Source organism: Rhizobium sp. P1_E6, from assembly GCF_056405875.1.
Window position 1 is genome coordinate 17093 of the sequence record NZ_JBFUBG010000063.1, and the last position, 20500, is coordinate 37592.

Below are 20500 nucleotides of genomic sequence, written 5' to 3' on the forward strand. Positions count from 1 at the left end.
TAGTATTGCTCGCAATAGTTGTCAAATGCTAGATAGCGCTGTCAAGCCGCGAAGAAGCGACGCATTTCAATTTTGGTTCTATCCGGATCGACGGTGTAGTTTGAATACGAGAAATACGACTCGGAATACGAAATGTTAAGTGGTTGATTACTAATATTTTTTTCTAAATATATCGTATTTATAGTATTTATCGTATCAAATTTCGAATAATGTTCACCATTGAACATATCGATATAGATGCATGGTGTACCCCCCCCAAAAAAATACGAAAAATACGATAAATTCCGACAAATTCACTTCTGCCATCTTTGGACTCAAGCGAGACGCATCTTCTTATTTGATGTCCTCCCAGCATTTGTGAGAAGTCGCCGCATAGAACTTTCCCGTATTTGTGTTCGTGGGTTCGCTCCGAAGTGCGAGCATGCCTTCTTGCACCATCTCATGTAGGAGACTTCGAATCTCGCCACGGACTGCAGTTGCGCCGCGGCTTTTCATGAGAGTGCTGAACGGTGCCCGGTCCCGTATCATCTTCGACAGATCAGAATACGGCACAAACCCTGTGGAATCGCCTTTACCACGGCGCAGCAGGTCCCTAATTGCTTTGAGAATGGTCTTTTCTCCATCTTCAAGTGCCTCGCCCATATCGCCCCGGTCGAAGGCAGTCAGAAATGTTCCGATACGCTGCGCGAGGTGACCCGTTGCCCAAGATAACGCCTCGTGGTCAATGACGGCTGAATCCGAGTTGAAATATGCGATCTGCGCGGCAATGCGCTGGCTCAGCATCGAGATTCGCGAAAACATGATGTAGGTCGAAGGGTAATCCAGAATGCTATCCTGAATCCCACGCTTGAACGTGCCCAGTGCTTTACGATTTTTCTCATAAAGTGCGCTCGCGTCTGGGTTCATTTTCGAAACGGTTATGAGTCGGGAAATGTCTGGCGACATAATCTTATCCGTCGCTGTCGCAACGTTGTACTGAACCTGCAAATCCATCGACCGCAGGACCAGTTGCAGAAGGCGGTCGTGCATTCTTGTCGGCAATTGCTGCATTCGATGTGACAAGTCTTGATGCTCGACACCCGCCGACCCTGGATGGAGAAGGGGAATCATGCGCGAGGCTGCGCCAGTGTCGATAACGTCGCGCCCGAGAACCTTTGAAGCATTCGATGCCGTTGTTACCCAAYAGAGCGATTGGGAGAGGTTGGCGATCTTGGTGTCGCCATCCCTTTTCGCGCGAACTGATGCTGGAGGCATATGGACCTTCGTAACCTTACTCTCGTCAAAGAGCTTGTTTACGAAGTCGCTAGGAGAAAATGCGCTCGATCCCTTGCCGGGGTTTATGATGAGATCAAGAATGCGCCAGCACTCTTCTTCGACCCAACATGCGGAAGGTGCATTTTGGAACGGCATGTGCGCGCCCTGCCTCGATATCAGATCGATCGCTCGGAAGTAATCGGGCATATTTGCTATTCCCTCGGGTGCGCCATTTCCGCCTCGTATACGAACGTCAGCAAGAAACGTTTCGAAGGATTCGACCGACTGCGACTTGCCTGTGGATGTCTGCGCGAAGAGCAGGTTGAAGATGTTTGTACCTTGGCCATCGTCAAGCTTGAGGCCGCGAGCCGTTATGCCAGCAAGTCCCGACAGTGTAGCGGGAATTGCGAAGCTAAGAAACGGCTCGTACATCCCCATTGCCACGCACTCGACAAATTCACCAATCGGGCCAGGAGGTGCGGTCTCGGTGAGGTACCTTTCCTCGACTCCAGATGCGATTGTTAGTTGCTCGATTGCTCGCATCGCGGTGGCGGAAAATCTCGGCTGTTTACCCGAGGTCACAGAGGCGACGGCCTCAGCTGGCAACGGCGAGTTCTTGTTATTCGTGTGCCAGGTGATCGCGGCGCCAACCTTAAGCAAAAACTCAAGGCGCTCCGGCGTGATGCGCTCGACAGGTGCAATCGCTATTTCGTTGCTGCTCCGTGCATGCTTGAGCCAGTATTCAAGCATTGAAGCGCACCCCTGTTTTCCGAGCCATTTCTCTTGCTGGTCGTATCTCTCAGCGTTGAATGAATTGCGGTACGCTGGGGACTCGCTGATCATCCTGTCAATCTGCGCTGGATCACCTGTAATCTTATCAAGGTCGCCGATGATGCGGAGCCACCACTCGCCGCGTTTTGGCGTCATATCTAGACTTGACGTGAGCACCTTGAACTCGGCAGGGCGGCGCATTCTCAACGTATAACCAACCTCATCGTCAGTAAGGTCGAGGCGACGGCCGAGAGCCTCAGTGGCGCCGAGTGCACCGACCGCATTTACCGGAGCAGGCAAAGTCCAGCTGTCAACGAGCTGCTGCCCATCGGCAACTTGGCCCCAATCGATCTTATGCTCATCGATAATGCCCGTCAGTGCAATGAAGCGCCGCGAGTATGCGGTTATGCTGATCGGTGCCATTGTGCCGTTTGTTAGTCCGTGCGGCAATGTAGCTCGATAGAACCAATGCTGACCTTTACCACTAATGGACGTCTCCACGTAGGTCGGGTACTTCGCTAATTCTTCTGCGATGTATGCAGCACCTCGCGCAACGGCTTCTGCGTCGTCGCCTTCATGGTCATCGTAGTCGAGGCAGATTAAACCCGTCCCGTTCAGCACGAGCCCAATCCCGACGAGACCGCCTGCATCAGCTCGCATGACGGCGATCGCGTTATCGAACGTCGTCCAGTGCGAGCTGTCATTGACATCAATAGGGTTGCCGCTCGGATCGCGATAACTACGTGGCTCCTTAGTAACGTTGTTGCCTCGAAGCTTGGGTGCCCACAATATCCACTGTGGCACATCGCGCAATTCTTGAGGTATATTTGCTTCTTTAGTAATATATCCTGGAGTCGGAAGACTAAACACAATAATACTCCTTGCATTCGCGGTTGATCTATGCGATATACAAGGGGTCCTGATGTATACCGCAGATTTTGCTTAGCCCCCGGATGAAAGTTCGGGGGCTTTTCATTTTGATCATTGCGGTTTGGATCAAACGCGAGGCTGCAAGAGCTTCGATTCCTCAGCCGCGTCATATGCCGACAGGGGCGACACGCGGGTGAGTGACGGCGATGTTACGCTGCGTCTTTGGTGACGGCAATAAGCGTTATTCCGAAATGCTTACAGAGAACATCTGCGACCTCGGGGCGAGGGTTCACGCGCCGTCCTGTCATGATGTTGTGTAGCGTTCCGGGAAGGAATCCGAGTTCGCGCGCAAGAGCTGTAACGCTTGGATGCTCACGAAGTTTGGTGYGAACTGTTTCTGAGATTTCGGCAAGTGTAACTTGTTTCGTGCTCATGTTTGTTGCCTTTTCAGTTGCATTTTCGTTGTTATTTTTCGAATGAATAACGAAATAAAATTCGGATCGTCAAATATAAAATCATTTCCATCTAATAATAGTTTAAAATATACATATAGATGTAAAATTATATTCGGATGGAAATGTTAAAGACTGTTTACATTTCCTGTAAAGCGTCCTTTACATTTTTTTTACGCAACGTAGTGGAGCAAATATATTATGTCTGAGGTATTGGAGCAGGGGTCGGCGGTCACGCTGGATTTGGTGATGCTCGTGGATAGCATCCGAAAGCGCGTAGCAGCTGCTGAATCCGTCTACGACGTTGCGGAAGCCGCGAACGTGACGGCCCCGACGCTATACGCCTTCATCAAGAAAGAGCGCGTCCCAACCATCGATACGTTGCAGAAGCTTTGCAACCATTTCGCCATCACAGTCGACGTGGCGACGCACCGGCAGGTCTTGCCCTCCGTAGTCAGACCGATCGAGTAGCCGGGGAGGGCGACAATGTTGCTTGGCATCAAAATGACACCCGCCGCGGCGCTGACACTCAAGGTTCATGGCCTGCCACAGGAGAGGGCAGTCTGCGTTCCGGCTGATCTTTGGGAAGCTTACGTCCTTGGCGAAACACCAATCGAGCGGTCTTGCTACGTTATGCAGCTTCTGGCCGATCTGCGAGACCACATATCAAAAGGCACGGGTGAATGGGCCTTCTCCGAAATAACCGAAGTCGTCATGAAGTGGGGCCTTGTCGAAAGCCTCCGTTCTCATGAGCGAAAGGTGCAGGATGCAGAGAACATCGTCTCGTGGCTAAACCAGCAGATTTGCAAACAGTGTGCCCCCGAGGTCGCAGTGAGCATCGATGGGTCGCGGTTGCGCATTTTCCTCGGGGACAATGTTTTTCCAGCTTTCCGACTCCGGCACCACAAAACGACCGGCCAGAAATTCAATGATCGTTACGCGGCCGAGCAGGAATATGCAGCCAGTCACGGATTTGGGGAGGACACTCCGATATGGGGGTCGAACGCATACTTCAAGAACATGTGGGAATGGGAGAATGGCCGCGAGCTTAAGTGGCAACAATAGCGCTGCATTGAAATCGGGACGCAAGGCAATGTGGACCTCCGGGTCTCTGGCAGACCACCACACCTTTGCCCGATCCGGCAGGGTTGTAGTTGAGGCCTCGCTCCCCTGTCGGTCTTTTTCTTGAAATGAACAAAAGGTGAACTTAGGATGGCGAAGATACTTCTAGCGTATGCGTACACGACCAGCGTCACTAAAGACGGGACGGCACTTCTGAGGCCCGAGGCTTTCAAGCTCGACCAAAATGTTCCGATCTTGCTCGATCATCCAGATCAACGAAACGCGCAGCGCGAGAACAAGGGCGTTATCTTGTCGGCGGCGTACGACGCACTCGGGTGCAGGGTTGCAGTCCTCGTCTTCGATGACGACCTGGCTGTTGCAACCAAGGGCTTGAGCATCGCGGCACAGCGCAAAGCGTACATGACCAAACAGATAGGCATGACGCCTATCGAGGTAAGTCTGTGCAAGGATATCAACCCCGAAAACGACGACTGCAAAATTCTCAGCTGCCGCGATGCGACCGAGGCGGAAATCACTTTCGCAAAGATGGGCGCTCACGTTCGCATGATGAATGATGTCGCAGCCGTCGCCGAACAGATCAGGGAAGTGATAGCGCGATGAGCAGTCACGCCGTTGAAATCCTGCAACTGGCCGAGTTCATCAAAGTGCTCGGCGATGCTGCAAAGTCGATGCAGGAAAGCTCGCGACAACTCGCGGCAACGGCAGGTGAGATCACAATCCAGCTTCACCATGCACAGCGGCGATTGCGCGTCCTCGAACATGCAGCGGGCATCATAGTCCCCGCGACCATACAGCCACCATCCGACGACTTCGAAGAAAGGGCAATCCAATGATCAATAAACTGGCCGCGACCCCAAGAAACGGCGCGCAGGCAATCATTACCGCGCTCGGCAGGGAGAACCTAGAAACTCTGGCTGCGAAGCTCGGATTCACTCGCAAATCTCAAATTGCTCATCTCAAAGCAATGGTGAACGGTGATGCCGAGCCGACAGGAGAGGAACTCATTCAGCTTTGCGCGGTCGTTAGCGAGGGCATTCTTCGTTACGATGAAAAGGCAGACGAGGTGGTCACCGACGCCGTGAACGCGCTTCGTGCCGCGCTGCTTGGGCACAACCTGAGTCTGCTTCAAGAGCCATCGCGCATTGCGTTATTCGCACTGGACAATTTTCGGGGCGGTCAGGACTGCCTATCGAGAGAACAACTTGACGAACTTGTCCTTCACCTGTTCCCCGGCATGAAAGTCGCCCACGAAACAAACACGCTGGTCGCACGCGGGTATATCCAGCATCCGGAATCTTCCTTCGAGATCAACAGCAACCCGCATCTGCGTATCCTGAGTCCCAAAACCCCGCCGCGTCCTGATCCTTCGCTGAAGTCGAACGCGGTTCCGCTTCCTATCGGCGTCTGCCCCCCTGTGGCAAAGGGATCACCCAAGATCGAGGGCAATGCTCCGATTCTCAAAGCGGAGAAGCGAGCAGATTGGCTTAAGCGAGTATCATATCCGGAGAAGGCAGCATCGTGATCGCTTGCCACAGGGGTGGTACTGAAGGGGCGCGAGAGCGTCCCTTTGCATGTCACGAGGTGGGGACATTCGTCAGCCTTCGCCGTAAAAATCGAGGTAGACTTCTCCAACCTTTTCTTGGCCCACGTTGAGGACTGGATGGAAGCCGGTACCAAGTTGACCGTTCTCGATGCTCGCAGCTAATGCCCGTAGTATAGCAGCCGTTGCCTTGGCTGCATCTCGTGGGGTTTTGTGACCTTTGATATCTAGCTCAATATCACACTTCAGAGCCGCCTCGGTGTCCTCATCGAACTCATCAAATCCGTCCAAGCTCATATTCCCCTCCAACATTTCACCCAGCAATGCGCGTTTGGTTCGCGATGCTACATTGTGCGGAACTACCTCGTAAACTGCGTGACGCGCACTCTCTGAGACCCCTGTGTGGCATCACGTCGATATCCCCAGACTAAAATGAGCGCTCTCGTTGCAGGCGTAAGGCCAAGAAGCTAAACCGTGGGTGGGGCATTGAGGGATGACAAGTGCGTATATGGATTAAACGAATCATTGGCGCGGCCGTACTCGGCGTCATTGGCTATATCGCCTATGATTACTATCGAGCGGGTTTTTGGACACGACCAGAGATGCCTGAGGGTGCATTCTCGATATCCTACGCTAACGGCTTGCGTGCGATATTGGTTGGCGTGCCGAATGAGAGGGAAACGCGCCGATACTTCGGACATCCGCAAGAGGTGCCTTTCTACCTCAAGGACGCTTGGTCGTTCTGCTCTCCGCCTGACGGTGTGGAAAAGGTACAAGCTACCGAGTTCATCAAAAGCCGCAGTCAGCCCGGCGAACGGTTCGAAGTGATTTGCAAAATCAAGGCCGACAACGATGTTGTAATTCGCGGCGTGATTACCTCAGTTCCAAAGTTGTAGGCAGTCGACCGTGTAGCTCTTTCAGCTTGCCCCGATGTTTTTCGACCATCAGGCCTCTAACCCAGGGATATCCTTTTGTACGGCTTGTTCGTCCTCGTACCCAACGCCGATAAGCAACTTCCGGTCGATCAACGAAGGGTCGAGGTATTGGGGATGTTCCAAAAGTGTCTTGATGACCATTCGCAGATACCGCGTGGCAAGATCTCGGTGGCTGGCATAGATGGTTCTGCGGTCAGGCTCGATATCCTTACTCTTCTTGCCTCTTGAGCTTCCGTGGACAATGGCGGACCGTGTCTCGTAAAGCTTTCCCATCTCTTTGTAAGAAGCCTCAGGCGGGAATCGCCCATCCGTCAGCTTTGAAAGGCCCGCCACCCGCATTTTCAATTTGAAAGTCAGGGAATCGTTTCCGTCTCCAAGAAGGAGTTCGATGCCGATGATTGCATCAAGGATAGCGTCAATGTCATCGTCTCGCGTCACGCAAGCATTTAGACGGCGAAGAGCCAACTGCATCTTGTTCGATTTACTGGCCAGCACCTGATGATAGGTTTCTCGAATATCCGGCATAAAGTCTTTTGGAACAAATCTCGTTGAACCGTCATTCCAAAATGTCCGGTCGTAGATCATCGGGTAGCGGCGATGCTCCGAGATATACATTGCCGGCAGATCCCATTTATAAGAAACGCCCCATCCACGAGGAACATGTAATACCTGCCCATAACCAGCGACAGCATCTGTCGCCAATCGGAAGGCAGCGAAAAAGGAGTCTATCATTTCGAAGGCAGCTTCACTGGGGTCGGTGAGTGCCGTTGCAATTCCTGATGAGGGACGATTTCCTACATTCCAGTATGTGCTGACAAACCCGTAAAATTGCCACTGAGCGAGCGAGCGAGTTGGAACGGCTTGCGCATTTTGAAAATGTACGCGTCGTCTGTGAGGCGATAATGGTCGGCCTCGAATTGATGCATAAGGATCGGCACAACAAGTGCTAAAGGCAATTGACCCGAGCCCAATGCAAATAGCATCTCTCGAAGAACAATCCAGCCCTTTTTCTCGTCAAGTTCGGCGGTGACGCCGTAACGGTTGAAGTAACGCAAAAGAGCTTGTTCGACCAATGATTTGGCCTCGTATTCTGCGTACCATTCCTTATCGTCTGACAGACGTTTCCTGAAGGTAGGGATATCCCACAATACCCTACCCAGTTTTTTAACCGGCTCAAGATTGTTTCCTTCATCGATAGCGCTCAAAGGAAGCGCCAGGAGTCCCATGCCGCTAAGAGCGTATTGGTAGTCAGGACGCGCCTTATCTCGCCAAACGGAGGAGAAATAGGGCATACCATTGTCCCGCATGTGTATTTGAGGGTAATTCTCCACTTTGATGAGCGCTATTTTGGCTTTCTGGGAGGCTATCGGATAGAGTTCGACAACTGCTCCGAGAAACGCATCCGCAACGGCTAGGTTTTCCTCTTTTGTGAGGTAAGTGTCGTCGGCCATATCGATCCCTCAGCAACTCAAGCGATAAAATTTTGAGACTCAGTAATCGCCTTATGCTTGAAATATAACTGGGATCATTACGACATCTCAACGCCTACCATGACGTGGGGATAAAGTTCGTGAACGGATCAATTCGGCCTCCCCTGTGGCACGTCGACCAATTCTGCCTCACCGGTCGACAGGGTCAGGAGCAAAGTCGGCATTTCCGGCATTGCCGTGAATTCGCAGACCAGCCGCATATCCGACGCAATGGAGACAACGAGGCCACGATTGCGCAGCGGGTCGATTGTGTCGAAACCAGCGCGAAGGTCGAGGATGCGACTCATGACCATCTCCCGATCTTTCGGCTCGATCCCATGAAGCAGGAGGGCAATGTTTGCGAGCAACTGAGCGCCTGCGATTGTCGATACGTCAGTTGCCACAGGGGGTGCAGAGGGGGAAATCACCCGATCGGTTGCCGTGTCATCGTCGCGCGGGATCGTCGGCATGCACTCGTCAAAATCGCTCTTGTCCATGCCGGTCACTCCGTGGGCGACGTCGCGCCAGTGTTCGGGGCTGGAATGTTTGGCGCTACGCGCGGTGCGTTGATCACCGCGTTGCTGATGGCGTTTGTGATACGGGACGCGATCACATCGGCAGCGGCTGTTCCTGCCGCAAGGATCGATCCGCCGATGGTTTCCCCGACGCTCGTTCCAGCAACGGTTATGCCAGTGCCGATATTCGTCCCCGCCGCTTGAACGCTCGTTCCGAAAGCCGCGTCGAACCGCGATATAGTGGCGTTGACCTGTGTGAGGTCGTTTTGCAGGACAGCGATGACCTTGTTGTCAGGGACAGGGTCCATTTTTAGGTCGGAGATCGTACTCGCGAGTTGGTCGCGTCTCGTCATGAGATCGGAAACAGCGCTGCGAGGCGAGGGTGGGCCAAGCTTCTCTGGCGTAGTGAAGCCGTCTTGGCTGCTAAGCCACGCCTTGAACGTATCGATCAACGAACCCGGCTTCTGGTCAGGAACATTCAGCCCGAAGCGCTCAAGCTCGTCTTTCGGTAGGTGCACGATTGATCCGCGTCCGAGCGTGGTCGCTGCAGCGAACCCAGCGAAACCGGGGAATCTCCGGATCAGCGCGAGAGCCCGGCCCGTTAGCCCGCCACCTGCCGCCGCGCCTCCCGCCGTTGCGGCCCCTGTTGCCGCAGTTCCAACAATGCCTTTTCCACCCAATGCCACAGCGGCGCGGGTGAGGGCTGCGGCTGATCCATCGAGTGCGAGCGCGGACTGGTTTAGAGGATTGAAGATTGCTGAGATGATCGACTGCCCGCCCTTGTAGACGGCGAATGCGGAAACGGCTGCGCCAGCCGCGACCCCGAGGTCGTCCAGCTTGCTCGAACTCGTCCCAATCCCTTCAAGGAAGTGAGCAACAGCATTCACGTTCGGGGCGATCGCTGAGAACAGCGGATCGAGTGCTTGCGAAGCGAACGTGTTGAATCCTGCTGTCAGGTTCTTCAACGCAGCGCCGAGATCATCGGCGGCGGCTGTTTCCGTCTCTCCAAAATTGATCTGACCAACCAGAGAACGGGCTCTGTTCGCCTCGTCAATGGACGAAAGTGCATCGCTGATGAGGCGGCGAGACGTTTCCGCGAAGCCTGCTCGCGACAGCGCCTGCTCTGTGGCAACGCGGTCATTAACATCGACTCCCTGTTTCACAAGGTTGTCCCGGATGACTGTCTGAATGAACTTCGCGGGGTCACGTCGGAAGAAGTCTGCCTGCTCTTTGCTGATCCCTTGCTCACCGCGGAACCCCGATTCCGTAAGCGAGCGAACCGCGCCCTTTGCGATTCCCGCCCCCGCGCCAGCCTGTGAGAGCGGCGTGAATAGCTCCTTCTGGAGACGCTGCAAGGACGAGCCTGCTCGCTGTCCGAGTGCGTCGATTGCGAGGGATAGACCGACAAGACCTTCCGGATCGAGTGTGTTTGCGAAGCCGGATGTTCGAAGCGCCGCGATGGTTGTGGAAGCATTGAAGCTTTCACCAGCGGCAATCGACGCACGGAAGACGCCCTCTGCGAGCTTAACCGACTTAGTTGCGTCATCGGTCGCATTGGCGAGGTTCAGAATTTTATTCGTCAGACCGGTTAGCTCTTCACTGCGTTTGGGAGCAATGAGCTTCGACTGTCCTTCAAGCTGCGCGATGCGAGGAACGACCGTCTTCAGAACATCACCACGAAGACCGCTGACAATCGCGTCTGTCGAAATCTCGGTGGCGCGGGTAAGCGATACGCGTTCTGACTGTTGGACGGCTGTCTGTGCGACCTCTCTCGCGAGACTGCGAAGCGATGGGTCTGCGATTATGATTTCCTGCCGCGTCTCGGCTGCCTGTCCCTCGATCCCTGCGGTAAATCCTGCCTGCGCAATCGTGACCGCGCCAGTTGCTGTGATCGTTGCGGCAGCAATGCGAACAAGCCCGGTGAACGGTCCGGCCCCGCCGAGGCTCAAATTACCGTTGGCGCCTGTGCCAGTGCGAGTCCGGGGAGGTGCCACAGGGGAAATGCGTCCGCCAGCCGTCGTGTTCTTCGTCCGGTTGTTGACGTTGACATTAACCGTCCGCGATTTCGGAAGACTGTTGATCGACTTCGCGAGGCTTCGGACCTGCGACTGCGCCTGCCTGACGCCACCAACGTCGAACTTGATGCCGTTCAAGCGCTTCGCATTTCGGATGAGGTTGGAAATGTCCTTATTGAGCGACCGAACCTGCTTCGAAGCCTGATCATCAATTGTGAGCGTTGCCTGCTCTACAAAACTAGCCATGTTGTACCGCCTTTGCCTTCACTGTCCGAATGTGCCCCAGGCGCGCTAATCGCGGTTCTGATCGCCGTGGGTTCGTGACAGGTATTTGCCAGTCAGCATGTCTTTGTAGTTCTTCTTGACAGCGTTCACCGCGCGAAGGTCAGCTGCACGCTCGGGTGAAATATCCGGCTCGGTCGTTTCAAGCTTATCAGGTTTAGTTTGCATGTTGATCACTCGTCAGTTGAAGTTACTTGCTACGCAAGTAAAACAAAGACGCCAACGAGATGTCAAAGTTAAAAACGTTTCTATTTGTTTAATTCTTGATTATTACTTAAATTAAATCTGGATATATTAATGTTTTTGCGTTTCGATATCACTTCCATTCGGCAATCGGTGGCGGCATCACCATCCTCTGTGTGGGGCGCGATTCCCTTTCCTGCTGGGCGAGCCTGTCCCGTTCGAATTGCGCGGCCATTTCCTCGTTCCTGCGGCGAGCTTGCTCCGTGAATGACTGGGGCTTTGATTTTGACTTCGAGCCACGCTCTTTGCGCAACTTGCCAAGGTCGAGAAGGACGGCTTCCCGGTCTATTTCATCGGGACGAACGGCAGGCGGGTGCTCATGTGTATTCGGGTCGCCCTCCGTTCCAATCGTTGCGTCTGGCACCCTCTCGATGACAGGGGGTGGAAATAGGGGGAAGGGGGCGTCAACGAGTGGTGACATTTGCATGGGCATATCCGGCAGTTCTTCAAGGTTTGCGAACCCGGTCAACCACTGCTGAGTCAATTCCGGCTTGATCAGCCTACTTTCGACTGTCAGGAATTTACCCGAGGGGATTACGAACATTGCGATCCCCGGGCCTTCGTGCTGGCCGATCTGACTGACGTAGCCATTCTCATCGACTTTCCACGGGTGGATGGTCACACTAGAGTTGGCAATCTGTTTCTTGAAGACGCCCTTTCGTTCGAGCTTCTCTCGGCGTTTTAGAATCCTGTCGAGCGTCGAGTCAGCGGTCGTCATTCCTCAACTGGCCCCTGTGGCAATGGTGCTGCGTCTATACGCTTGCCGGTCTCAAGCATGTGAGCCAGGTGTTTGTTCTCGCGCTCAAGGAAAGCCCGCGCTAGTTCGAGGTCGGCGATCTTAGTGGACTGATCGGCGGCAACGGTTTTCATGATCATATCCAGATCAGCACGCGAGATCGCCTGCTTAGCGAATAGGTGAAGTGCCACCCCTAATCCTGACAACTGTTCGACAAAGACCGACGCCAGTTGTTCTAGCGCCTGCTCATCACCCTTGAAGAATTGGTCTTCGTCAGCCCGCGCAGTCTTGTCGATATACTCAGCCGCTTCCTTTCGAGTGCGATAGTCGGTACAATTCTGTGCGAGCGAGGCGAGGGTCTTGCGGGCTTCCTGTACTTGATCCGCTGAAAACCCACGCAATGCTCGCTTGACAGAGGCGGGCAATGGTGGTGGGGGAGGTAGCGTGTCCATGTTTTTCTGTTCCATCATAGGAATAGCGGATACCGCTATACATGCGCATACGATGGGTGAATTTTTGGGGGTACGCAACAGGGTACTGGAAACCGTTGCAGGATTAACTGTCTGAAACTAAACCGGAATAAGTGTTCAATTGACAGTTCTTCAAAAATTATGCATCAAGACTAGAATCTTTAATGTGACAGTTTCGAGCCTCGACTTGGCCGCCTCGATTTGGCCGAAACGGTTCTTATAACATCGCGGACGAGTCCAACAGGAGTTAATGAATGTTCCGATCGTCACTTGCCGCTCTTCTCCTCGCAAGCGTTTCCGCCAATGTCTCCGCGGCCGCGCCGGCGACGAGCGCTGTGATCGCGACCGGGCTCGTTGCTCACCGCGCGGTTTACGACCTGGAACTGAAGGACGCCTCGGAACGCTCCGGCATCTCCTCCATGTACGGCCGTATGGTCTATGAGTTCGACGGCAATTATTGCGAAGGCTTCACCACGAATTTCCGCTTCGTCACCCAGATCGACACGGGCGATAGCGTGCGCGTCAGCGACCAGCAGACCAAGACCTTCGAGAGCCTGAAGGACGGCAAGTTCACCTTCGACACGAAGTCCTTCACCGACGACCAGCTCGACAAGGAAGTCAACGGCGCGGCCGAGGATAAGCCGGAAGGCGTGAAGGTCGACCTGACGCAGCCGGCTAGCCGCGAGCTGCAGCTCGCCGAAAGCCGGTTCCCGACCGAGCATATGCTCGATGTCATCCAGAACGCCAAAGACGGCAAGCGCTTCTTCGAAGCTCGCGTTTTCGATGGCTCTGATGACGGCGACAAATCACTGGTCACCACGACCATCGTCGGCAAGCAGGAAACCCCGGCCACCGATGAGGCCGATGCCGGCAATGCCGGCCAGTTCTCCAAGACCGCCTTCTGGCCGGTGACGATCTCTTATTTCAACGAGAATGCCAAATCGGACACTCTGCCGGTCTACCGCATGTCGTTCAAGCTCTATGAGAACGGCATCACGCGCGACCTGACGATGGACTACGGCGATTTCGTGCTGACCGGCAAGCTCGCCAATCTCGAACTTCTCGACAAGAAGGCCGCGCCGACCTGCCAGTAAGGCGGGTTTTGTCGCTCCTTAACCAACTGTCATAAAAGCGTATTTCTAGTGCAGCTAAACTGTCGTCCCGAGATGAGTCATCGCGGGCCGGTACGTGTGGAAGTCTGCCTTTTCCGACCCTGCAGCGTGGATGGCCCATTTGCTACGACAATGGGTTTGCAATTCGTAAGACCAATTGCGCCACAAGCCGAGAAAGACGACCCGAATGGCCGATACCGATCTCGCGACTATGCAGAATGCCTCTCTGCCGGCGATTGCCGCCGATCCCTCCGAAATAGCCCGCATCACCGATAATATCAGTATCACTGACCGCGCCGGAATCTCCGTCTTCGGAGACCGGGCGCAGCAGTCTGTGAGCGACTATTCCGACAGGATCCTGCGCGAGGTGCGCAACAAGGATCTCGGTGAGGTCGGCAAGCTTCTAACCGACATCATCCTGAAATCGAAGAGCCTCGATCCTGCGTCGTTGAAGGAGAAGGGTTTCCTCAGCCGCATGTTCCTCTCTGCCCAGGCACGCCTCGAACGCTTCAAGGAAGAGTTCGAGGATGTCGCGGGTCAGATCGACCGTATCGGGCTGGAACTCGACCGCCACAAGGATACGCTGCGCCGTGATATCGCCTTGCTCGACGATCTGCATGAGGAGACGAAACAGTCGATCATCCGGCTCGACGCCTATGTGCAGGCCGGCAAGAATTTCGCTGACCATTTCCGTGCGATCGAGTTGCCGAAACTGAAGAGCGCAGCCGATGCCGCGACGTCGGCGCCCGGCGACGGCATGCTGGAAGCGCAGACCTATCAGGACAGCGTCCAGGCGCTCGACCGACTGGAGAAACGCATCTTCTATCTGCAGCAGGCTCGTCAGCTCGGCATCCAGCAGCTTCCGCAGATCCGCATCGTCCAGGCTGGCGACGAGACGCTGATCGAGAACCTTCAGGCCACCTCGGCACTGACGGTTCCGGCCTGGAAGCAGAAGATGGTCATTCTGCTCGGGCTTAGCAGGCAGAAATCGGCCCTCGATCTGCAGAAGACGGTCACCGACGCCACCAATGACATGATCCGCCAGGCCTCCGAAATGATGAAGGATCAGGCGATCGCCATCGAGCAGCAGTCGCAGCGCGGCATCGTTGATATGGAGACGCTTGCCAAGGCCAATCAGGATCTGATCGACACTGTAACCGGCGTGCTGCGCGTCCAGGAGGAGGGCCGTAAGAAGCGCGCTGAGGCCGAGCAGCATATGGAACAACTGACGATCGACCTCAAGAAGGCGATGACACAGGCGTGACCGGCAAAAACATGATCCGATCACTCGTCTCCGCACTGGCGCTGTCTGGTCTGGCGGCGCTGGCCGGCTGCGATGCTTTCAGCAGCGGCCCTGACTTTTCGATCGTTTCCGGGTCGGAAAACACCGTCCTCCAGCCGATCGTCGAGGAATTCTGCAAGGAGAAGCACGCGACCTGCTCCTTCAAATATGAGGGCACGCTCGATATCGGCCTCGCGCTGCAAAGCGATCAGGGCGTTGAGCAGGACGCCGTCTGGCCCGCTTCCAGCGTCTGGGTCGACATGTTCGACACAAGGCGCAGGGTCAAGGACCTGACGTCGGTGGCGCAGACGCCCGTCATCCTCGGTGTGCGCAAGTCGAAGGCCGAACAGCTCGGCTGGATCGGAAAGGATGTCTTCGTGAAGGATATCTTGGCAGCGGTGGATAGCGGCTCGCTGAAGTTTCTGATGACATCAGCCACTCAGTCGAATTCAGGAGCCAGCGCCTATCTCGCCATGCTCTCAAGCGCGCTCGGCAACAAGCCGGTGATCGAGCCCGGCGATCTCGACGACAAGACGGTCCAGGACACCGTTCGAAGCCTGCTTGCCGGCGTTGCGCGCTCCTCCGGCTCTTCGGGCTGGCTCGCCGACCTCTATACGGATTCCGCTGGCAAGGGCACGATCTACGATGCCATGTGGAACTACGAGGCGGTCATCAAGGAAACCAACGACAAACTGTCAGGCATGGGCAAGGAGCCGCTTTACGCCATCTATCCCGCCGATGGCGTGGCGATGGCGGATTCACCGATCGGTTTCGTCGATCATGGCCGCGGCGCCGAGGTACAGACCTTCTTCAAGGATCTGCTTGCCTATTTACGTTCGCCCTATGTCCAGAAGAAGATCGCCGAAACCGGCCGCCGCCTGCCGCTCGGCAGTGTGACTGCGCAGCCGGAGCCGAGCTGGAACTTCGATCCCACGAGACTGGTGACAGCTATCCGCATGCCGGAACCAACGGTGATCCGCCAGGCACTCACGCTTTATCAGGCCGCACTTCGCAAGCCGTCGCTGACGGCGCTCTGCCTCGACTTCTCCGGCTCGATGCAGGGAGACGGCGAGAAGAGTCTGCAGGAGGCGATGCGTTTCCTGTTCACGCCGGAAGAGGCCAGCAAGGTGCTGGTGCAGTGGTCACCTGCTGACCGCATCTTCGTCATTCCCTTCGATGCCAATGTCCGCAATATCTTTTCGGGCTCGGGCGATGCGATGGAGCAGCAGGGGCTTCTCAATGCGGTTGCCGGCCAGCATGCCGGCGGCGGCACCAATATGTATGCCTGCGCCGAGCGCGCGCTCCAGCAGATGGCGAAAACTGAGGACCTCGGCAATTATCTGCCGGCGATCATCATCATGACCGATGGCAGATCCGATGATCAAAGTGCGGCCTTCATGAGCGATTGGAACGCGATGGAGCCACACGTGCCGATCTTCGGCATTACTTTCGGCGATGCGGACAAGACCCAGCTCGCCAATCTGGCGGCGGCGACGGCGGCGCGTGTCTTCGACGGTCGGTCGGACCTTGCGGCAGCATTCCGCACCGCCCGCGGTTATAATTAGGGCCGGCATGCGCAACTGGCTCGGCAATGATGGCAACTGGATCGTGGCGGGAGCAGTAACGGCCATCCTCGTTCCCGTCCTCACGTTCACAGCCGGCATGCCGTTCTGGATCGCTGTCGTCATCGGCATGTTCGTCTTCGCCGGCCTCGTGTTCCTGCTGTCGCCGCGCCGGCTTTTCGAAGGCCTGAATGTCAAGGCGATCGGCCGTGGCCGCGTCGCCTTCGCGAGGGAACTGCTGGAAGGTGCCGCTCCCGCGGCGCAAAGGCTGGAGACGGCCGCAGACGATATCACCGACAAGCAGACGGCAGCGCGCGTGCGCCACCTGGCTGAAATCGCCGCCGATGTCTTCCGCAAGGTGGAAGCCAAGCCGGAAAGCGCCAATACCGTGCGCCGTTTCCTTAGTTACTATCTGCCGCGTGCGGCCGAAGTCGCCGAGGGCTTTGCGGTGATCGAGGCGAAGCGCGCGCCGGAGCGCCAGCAGTTGGAGGATGTCCGCGCCGTACTCGTCAAGCTCGAAGATGCCTTCGTTCATTATGCCGACAGCCTTGTCGATGCTGAACTCGGCACACTTGATACAGACCTGCGCCTCATCCAGGCATCGCTCAAAGAGGATATCGGACGCTGATGGCTCTTTCCCGCCGTGCCTTTGGAGTTGGACTGCTCGCCACCGGCATTGCCGGCACAGGTGGCTATTTCGCTGTCCGCGACCGGCCGGAGCTGCAGGGCTTGCTTGGCGCACGCACAAAACTTTTCGGCTTCATCGGCGGCGAGAAAGAGGCTTTCCTTGCCGATCCGGATGTCGTCAGCGCTATCAAAGGCTACGGCCTTTCGATCGACAGCCGTGTTGCCGGCTCGGTCGAGATGGTGCGCGAGCAGGCCTTGCTCTCACAGAACCCGCAATTTCTCTGGCCTTCCTCATCCATCATGGTGGATATCGCCCGTCAGAGCGGCGTGAAGATCCGCGACGACCGTGTCATGCTCAATACGCCCATTGTCGTTTACACATGGCAGCCGGTCGTGGACGGGCTGATCAAATCGGGCCTCGTGACGGTAACTGACGGTTATCACCAGCTTGACCTGAAGGCCTTGCTCGACGCCATCCTTGCCGGGACGGACTGGTCGAAGCTCGGCGTCGTCACGCTCTACGGCCGGGCGCGCATCGTCTCGACCGATCCCAACCGGTCGAATTCGGGCTTCATGTTCTCGGGTCTCGCGCTCAGCCTGTTCAGCGGCAATGTCGCGACATCAGATGATCTCGCCCAATATGGCGGCAAAGTGCAGTCGATCTTCCGCAATATGGGTTTCAAGTCGCCATCGTCAGGCAAGCTGTTCGACCAGTATCTGGCAGGCGGGCTCGGTGGCGAACCGATGATTGTCGGCTACGAGAATCAACTTGTTGAATGGGCGCTCGCCGATGCCGACCGATGGAGCCGCATCCAGTCGGGGCCTGGAGCCAAACCCGTCGTCCTCTATCCACGCCCGACGGTCTATTCGGCACACCCGCTGATCGTCGTCGACGAAACGGCCGAACGTCTGATCGAGGCGCTGACGAGCGCCCGCCTGCAGGAGCTTGCCTGGACCAAACACGGTTTTCGCGGGCCGCTCGGCACGGCGACCGGTGATACCAAGGGGCCAATTGCCGGCCTGCTGCCGGCCGAGATCGATGCCGTGCTGCCGATCCCGGACGCTGGCGTCATGCTCTCGCTGCTAAACACGCTGGCAAGCTGAGCCGGCAACGCGTATATATCGCAGGCGCGGCTCATTCGTCCGTTCGCGCCAGATTTTTTGGCGTAAGCCTTGCTTTTGCAGGAAATCGAATGTAAGGCCACGCGCATTCCACACGTAAGGCATGGGATCGTCCGGGAGAAATCCGGCGGTTCCGCCCGGTGGCATCTTCGAAGAGGATGCTGTTCGCCTTGCGGAGGTTCAACCGGAAAAGGAGTAACAAGGCATGGCATTGCCTGATTTTTCTATGCGCCAACTGCTTGAAGCAGGCGTCCACTTCGGTCACCAGACGCACCGCTGGAACCCGAAGATGAAGCCGTACATTTTCGGCGATCGTAACAACATCCACATCATCGACCTGGCTCAGACCGTTCCGATGCTGTCGCGCGCCCTGCAGGTCGTGTCCGACACCGTTGCTCGCGGCGGCCGCGTTCTCTTCGTCGGCACCAAGCGTCAGGCTTCCGAGCTGATTGCTGACTCGGCGAAGCGTTCTGCCCAGTACTACGTCAACTCGCGTTGGCTCGGCGGCATGATGACGAACTGGAAGACGATCTCCAACTCGATCCAGCGCCTGCGCAAGCTCGACGAAATCCTCGGTTCCGAGCAGTCCGGCTACTCCAAGAAGGAGCGCCTGACTCTCGAACGCGAGCGCGAAAAGCTCGATAAGGCCCTCGGCGGTATCAAGGACATGGGCGGCACGCCGGACCTGATGTTCATCATCGACACCAACAAGGAAAAGATCGCGATCGACGAAGCCAAGCGCCTCGGCATCCCGGTCGTCGCCATCATCGACTCGAACTGCGATCCGGACCTGATCGACTATCCGATCCCGGGCAACGACGACGCTTCGCGCGCCATCGCTCTCTACTGCGACCTGATCGCCCGCGCTGCCATCGACGGTATTGCCCGTCAGCAGAGCGGATCGGGCCGCGACCTCGGCGCTTCTGCGGAAGCTCCGTTCGAGCCGGCGCTCGATGAGGCGACCGAAGCCTGATAAAGCGGGCGGAGTAAAATCTCCGCCAAAGCTTGCGAAGATTGGGAAAGGCCGCTCGCGACTCTCAGAAGTTCGGCGGCCTTGCCCTTTTCAGGCGGAAGCTACGACTGCTTTTGCCCCTATGAATTCTGTTAGGACGCGTCTTCATAACGCTGTCATACATACAGGTACATTTCGTGCCTCAATCCGGTGCCGCGCCGCCTACTGCGGGCCACCGCTTGAACCGACAAGAGGAAGCTTATGACCGAGATTACGGCTGCACTGGTGAAGGAACTGCGCGAAAAGTCCGGCGCAGGCATGATGGACTGCAAGAAGGCGCTGACTGAAACCAACGGCGATATCGAAGCCGCGATCGACTGGCTGCGCGCCAAGGGCATCTCCAAGGCCGACAAAAAGTCCGGCCGCGCCGCCGCTGAGGGCCTGGTCGCCATCGCCGGCGCCGGTCACAAGGCTGTCGTCATCGAACTCAATTCCGAAACCGACTTCGTTGCCCGTAACGATGCCTTCCAGGATCTCGCACGCGGCATCGCCGAAGTTGCGCTCTCCACCGACGGCACGGTCGAAGCCGTTTCGGCTGCGACCTATCCGGCATCCGGCAAGCCGGTCGCCGACACCATCAAGGAAGCGATCGCAACCATCGGCGAGAACATGACCCTCCGTCGTGCCGCCAAGCTCGAAGTCGAGCACGGCGTCGTTGCGACCTACGTCCACAACGCTGCCGGCGACGGCATCGGCAAGCTCGGCGTTCTCGTTGCGCTGAAGTCGGTCGGTGACAAGGCCGTTCTGACGTCGATCGGCCGCCAGGTTGCCATGCACATTGCTGCGACCAATCCGCTGGCTATCCGCGCCGAAGAAGTCGATGCCGCAGTCGCCGAGCGCGAACGCAACGTCTTCATCGAGCAGTCCCGCGAATCCGGCAAGCCGGAAGCCATCATCGAAAAGATGGTGGAAGGCCGCATGCGCAAGTTCTTCGAGGAAGTCGCTCTTCTCTCGCAGGCTTTCGTCATCAATCCGGACCTGACGGTCGGCGCTGCCATCAAGGCCGCTGAAAAGGAAGCCGGCGCCCCGATCGAAGTCACCGGTATGGCTCGCCTGCTCCTCGGCGAAGGCGTCGAGAAGGAAGAAACCGACTTCGCAGCCGAAGTTGCTGCTGTCGCGAAGGGCTGATCTTTCAGCCATATTTGGGA

At 56.3% G+C, this 20500-nt stretch carries 23 protein-coding genes; 13 read left to right on the plus strand and 10 right to left on the minus strand.

The window, feature by feature from the left end; genetic code table 11:
* Positions 1–333: 333 nt before the first annotated feature.
* Positions 334–2895 (minus strand): hypothetical protein, encoded by a 2562-nt coding sequence (locus tag AC1D35_RS24260; protein ID WP_477940383.1) that lies wholly within the window; start codon positions 2893–2895, stop codon positions 334–336.
* Between the two features lie 209 nt (positions 2896–3104).
* Complete coding sequence (locus AC1D35_RS24265; protein WP_477940385.1) at positions 3105–3329, minus strand: helix-turn-helix domain-containing protein; 225 nt, start codon at positions 3327–3329, stop codon at positions 3105–3107.
* A 219-nt stretch (positions 3330–3548) separates the two neighbouring features.
* Here AC1D35_RS24265 and AC1D35_RS24270 point away from each other — a divergent pair, with 219 nt between their 5' ends.
* From AC1D35_RS24270 to AC1D35_RS24290, 5 genes are all read left to right on the plus strand, one after another.
* Positions 3549–3818: a helix-turn-helix domain-containing protein gene (locus AC1D35_RS24270; RefSeq protein WP_113310172.1), complete on the plus strand. Its 270-nt coding sequence runs from the start codon at positions 3549–3551 to the stop codon at positions 3816–3818.
* Between the two features lie 15 nt (positions 3819–3833).
* Positions 3834–4412, plus strand: a complete 579-nt coding sequence (locus tag AC1D35_RS24275) for a hypothetical protein (protein WP_113310171.1) — start codon at positions 3834–3836, stop codon at positions 4410–4412.
* A 147-nt stretch (positions 4413–4559) separates the two neighbouring features.
* On the plus strand, positions 4560–5030 hold the full coding sequence (locus AC1D35_RS24280) for a hypothetical protein (protein ID WP_477940387.1): 471 nt from the start codon (positions 4560–4562) through the stop codon (positions 5028–5030).
* Positions 5027–5263, plus strand: a complete 237-nt coding sequence (locus AC1D35_RS24285; protein WP_113310169.1) for a hypothetical protein — start codon at positions 5027–5029, stop codon at positions 5261–5263. The genes AC1D35_RS24280 and AC1D35_RS24285 overlap by 4 nt, the downstream gene beginning before the upstream one ends.
* Positions 5260–5952 carry a hypothetical protein gene (locus AC1D35_RS24290; RefSeq protein WP_113310168.1) on the plus strand — a complete coding sequence of 231 codons (693 nt, stop codon included), beginning with the start codon at positions 5260–5262 and terminating at the stop codon, positions 5950–5952. Before AC1D35_RS24285 ends, AC1D35_RS24290 begins: the two co-directional genes overlap by 4 nt.
* A gap of 72 nt (positions 5953–6024) precedes the next feature.
* On the opposite strand, the gene AC1D35_RS24295 is transcribed toward AC1D35_RS24290, so the two are convergent.
* Positions 6025–6267, minus strand: coding sequence for a hypothetical protein (locus AC1D35_RS24295; RefSeq protein WP_113310167.1), 243 nt, complete (start codon positions 6265–6267; stop codon positions 6025–6027).
* 203 nt (positions 6268–6470) lie between these two features.
* Between AC1D35_RS24295 and AC1D35_RS24300 the strand changes: the two genes are divergently transcribed.
* The gene (locus AC1D35_RS24300; RefSeq protein WP_113310166.1) at positions 6471–6866 is read left to right on the plus strand and encodes a hypothetical protein; all 396 of its coding nucleotides are present in this window, start codon (positions 6471–6473) and stop codon (positions 6864–6866) included.
* 48 nt (positions 6867–6914) lie between these two features.
* Here the strand turns inward: AC1D35_RS24300 and AC1D35_RS24305 are convergent, their stop codons facing one another.
* From AC1D35_RS24305 to AC1D35_RS24335, 7 genes are all read right to left on the minus strand, one after another.
* The gene (locus AC1D35_RS24305; RefSeq protein WP_477940390.1) at positions 6915–7637 is read right to left on the minus strand and encodes a hypothetical protein; all 723 of its coding nucleotides are present in this window, start codon (positions 7635–7637) and stop codon (positions 6915–6917) included.
* A 62-nt stretch (positions 7638–7699) separates the two neighbouring features.
* Complete coding sequence (locus AC1D35_RS24310) at positions 7700–8356, minus strand: hypothetical protein (RefSeq protein ID WP_477940392.1); 657 nt, start codon at positions 8354–8356, stop codon at positions 7700–7702.
* 128 nt (positions 8357–8484) lie between these two features.
* Positions 8485–8871, minus strand: coding sequence for a hypothetical protein (locus tag AC1D35_RS24315; protein ID WP_113310164.1), 387 nt, complete (start codon positions 8869–8871; stop codon positions 8485–8487).
* 5 nt (positions 8872–8876) lie between these two features.
* Positions 8877–11150, minus strand: a complete 2274-nt coding sequence (locus tag AC1D35_RS24320) for a hypothetical protein (RefSeq protein ID WP_113310163.1) — start codon at positions 11148–11150, stop codon at positions 8877–8879.
* A gap of 45 nt (positions 11151–11195) precedes the next feature.
* Positions 11196–11354, minus strand: a complete 159-nt coding sequence (locus AC1D35_RS24325) for a hypothetical protein (protein ID WP_162748548.1) — start codon at positions 11352–11354, stop codon at positions 11196–11198.
* 148 nt (positions 11355–11502) lie between these two features.
* The gene (locus AC1D35_RS24330) at positions 11503–12147 is read right to left on the minus strand and encodes a hypothetical protein (protein WP_113310162.1); all 645 of its coding nucleotides are present in this window, start codon (positions 12145–12147) and stop codon (positions 11503–11505) included.
* Positions 12144–12617, minus strand: a complete 474-nt coding sequence (locus AC1D35_RS24335) for a hypothetical protein (RefSeq protein WP_113310161.1) — start codon at positions 12615–12617, stop codon at positions 12144–12146. The genes AC1D35_RS24330 and AC1D35_RS24335 overlap by 4 nt, the downstream gene beginning before the upstream one ends.
* A 272-nt stretch (positions 12618–12889) precedes the next feature.
* Between AC1D35_RS24335 and AC1D35_RS24340 the strand changes: the two genes are divergently transcribed.
* The 7 genes from AC1D35_RS24340 (at position 12890) to tsf (ending at position 20480) form a co-directional block, all read left to right on the plus strand.
* Positions 12890–13729, plus strand: coding sequence for a cell envelope integrity EipB family protein (locus AC1D35_RS24340; protein WP_113295643.1), 840 nt, complete (start codon positions 12890–12892; stop codon positions 13727–13729).
* 205 nt (positions 13730–13934) lie between these two features.
* Positions 13935–15011 carry a toxic anion resistance protein gene (locus tag AC1D35_RS24345; RefSeq protein ID WP_113310160.1) on the plus strand — a complete coding sequence of 359 codons (1077 nt, stop codon included), beginning with the start codon at positions 13935–13937 and terminating at the stop codon, positions 15009–15011.
* 11 nt (positions 15012–15022) lie between these two features.
* Positions 15023–16594, plus strand: a complete 1572-nt coding sequence (locus tag AC1D35_RS24350) for a VWA domain-containing protein (protein WP_113310199.1) — start codon at positions 15023–15025, stop codon at positions 16592–16594.
* A gap of 7 nt (positions 16595–16601) precedes the next feature.
* Positions 16602–17219 carry a 5-bromo-4-chloroindolyl phosphate hydrolysis family protein gene (locus AC1D35_RS24355; protein WP_113310159.1) on the plus strand — a complete coding sequence of 206 codons (618 nt, stop codon included), beginning with the start codon at positions 16602–16604 and terminating at the stop codon, positions 17217–17219.
* Positions 17219–18322 (plus strand): substrate-binding domain-containing protein, encoded by a 1104-nt coding sequence (locus AC1D35_RS24360; protein WP_113310158.1) that lies wholly within the window; start codon positions 17219–17221, stop codon positions 18320–18322. The genes AC1D35_RS24355 and AC1D35_RS24360 overlap by 1 nt, the downstream gene beginning before the upstream one ends.
* 223 nt (positions 18323–18545) lie before the next feature.
* Complete coding sequence (rpsB, locus tag AC1D35_RS24365) at positions 18546–19313, plus strand: 30S ribosomal protein S2 (protein ID WP_113295639.1); 768 nt, start codon at positions 18546–18548, stop codon at positions 19311–19313.
* Positions 19314–19553: 240 nt separating this feature from the next.
* The gene (gene tsf / locus AC1D35_RS24370; RefSeq protein WP_113310157.1) at positions 19554–20480 is read left to right on the plus strand and encodes a translation elongation factor Ts; all 927 of its coding nucleotides are present in this window, start codon (positions 19554–19556) and stop codon (positions 20478–20480) included.
* Positions 20481–20500 lie beyond the last annotated feature (20 nt).

What these genes read in the sequence shown, in the direction of transcription:
- AC1D35_RS24270 (WP_113310172.1), top strand. Translation starts at nt 3,549, where the DNA reads ATGTCTGAGGTATTGGAGCAGGGGTCGGCGGTCACGCTGGATTTGGTG.
- AC1D35_RS24275 (WP_113310171.1), top strand. Translation starts at nt 3,834, where the DNA reads ATGTTGCTTGGCATCAAAATGACACCCGCCGCGGCGCTGACACTCAAG.
- AC1D35_RS24280 (WP_477940387.1), top strand. Translation starts at nt 4,560, where the DNA reads ATGGCGAAGATACTTCTAGCGTATGCGTACACGACCAGCGTCACTAAA.
- AC1D35_RS24285 (WP_113310169.1), top strand. Translation starts at nt 5,027, where the DNA reads ATGAGCAGTCACGCCGTTGAAATCCTGCAACTGGCCGAGTTCATCAAA.
- AC1D35_RS24290 (WP_113310168.1), top strand. Translation starts at nt 5,260, where the DNA reads ATGATCAATAAACTGGCCGCGACCCCAAGAAACGGCGCGCAGGCAATC.
- AC1D35_RS24295 (WP_113310167.1), bottom strand. Translation starts at nt 6,267, where the DNA reads ATGAGCTTGGACGGATTTGATGAGTTCGATGAGGACACCGAGGCGGCT.
- AC1D35_RS24305 (WP_477940390.1), bottom strand. Translation starts at nt 7,637, where the DNA reads ATGATAGACTCCTTTTTCGCTGCCTTCCGATTGGCGACAGATGCTGTC.
- AC1D35_RS24310 (WP_477940392.1), bottom strand. Translation starts at nt 8,356, where the DNA reads ATGGCCGACGACACTTACCTCACAAAAGAGGAAAACCTAGCCGTTGCG.
- AC1D35_RS24315 (WP_113310164.1), bottom strand. Translation starts at nt 8,871, where the DNA reads ATGGACAAGAGCGATTTTGACGAGTGCATGCCGACGATCCCGCGCGAC.
- AC1D35_RS24320 (WP_113310163.1), bottom strand. Translation starts at nt 11,150, where the DNA reads ATGGCTAGTTTTGTAGAGCAGGCAACGCTCACAATTGATGATCAGGCT.
- AC1D35_RS24325 (WP_162748548.1), bottom strand. Translation starts at nt 11,354, where the DNA reads ATGCAAACTAAACCTGATAAGCTTGAAACGACCGAGCCGGATATTTCA.
- AC1D35_RS24330 (WP_113310162.1), bottom strand. Translation starts at nt 12,147, where the DNA reads ATGACGACCGCTGACTCGACGCTCGACAGGATTCTAAAACGCCGAGAG.
- AC1D35_RS24335 (WP_113310161.1), bottom strand. Translation starts at nt 12,617, where the DNA reads ATGGACACGCTACCTCCCCCACCACCATTGCCCGCCTCTGTCAAGCGA.
- AC1D35_RS24340 (WP_113295643.1), top strand. Translation starts at nt 12,890, where the DNA reads ATGTTCCGATCGTCACTTGCCGCTCTTCTCCTCGCAAGCGTTTCCGCC.
- AC1D35_RS24345 (WP_113310160.1), top strand. Translation starts at nt 13,935, where the DNA reads ATGGCCGATACCGATCTCGCGACTATGCAGAATGCCTCTCTGCCGGCG.
- AC1D35_RS24350 (WP_113310199.1), top strand. Translation starts at nt 15,023, where the DNA reads ATGATCCGATCACTCGTCTCCGCACTGGCGCTGTCTGGTCTGGCGGCG.
- AC1D35_RS24355 (WP_113310159.1), top strand. Translation starts at nt 16,602, where the DNA reads ATGCGCAACTGGCTCGGCAATGATGGCAACTGGATCGTGGCGGGAGCA.
- AC1D35_RS24360 (WP_113310158.1), top strand. Translation starts at nt 17,219, where the DNA reads ATGGCTCTTTCCCGCCGTGCCTTTGGAGTTGGACTGCTCGCCACCGGC.
- rpsB (WP_113295639.1), top strand. Translation starts at nt 18,546, where the DNA reads ATGGCATTGCCTGATTTTTCTATGCGCCAACTGCTTGAAGCAGGCGTC.
- tsf (WP_113310157.1), top strand. Translation starts at nt 19,554, where the DNA reads ATGACCGAGATTACGGCTGCACTGGTGAAGGAACTGCGCGAAAAGTCC.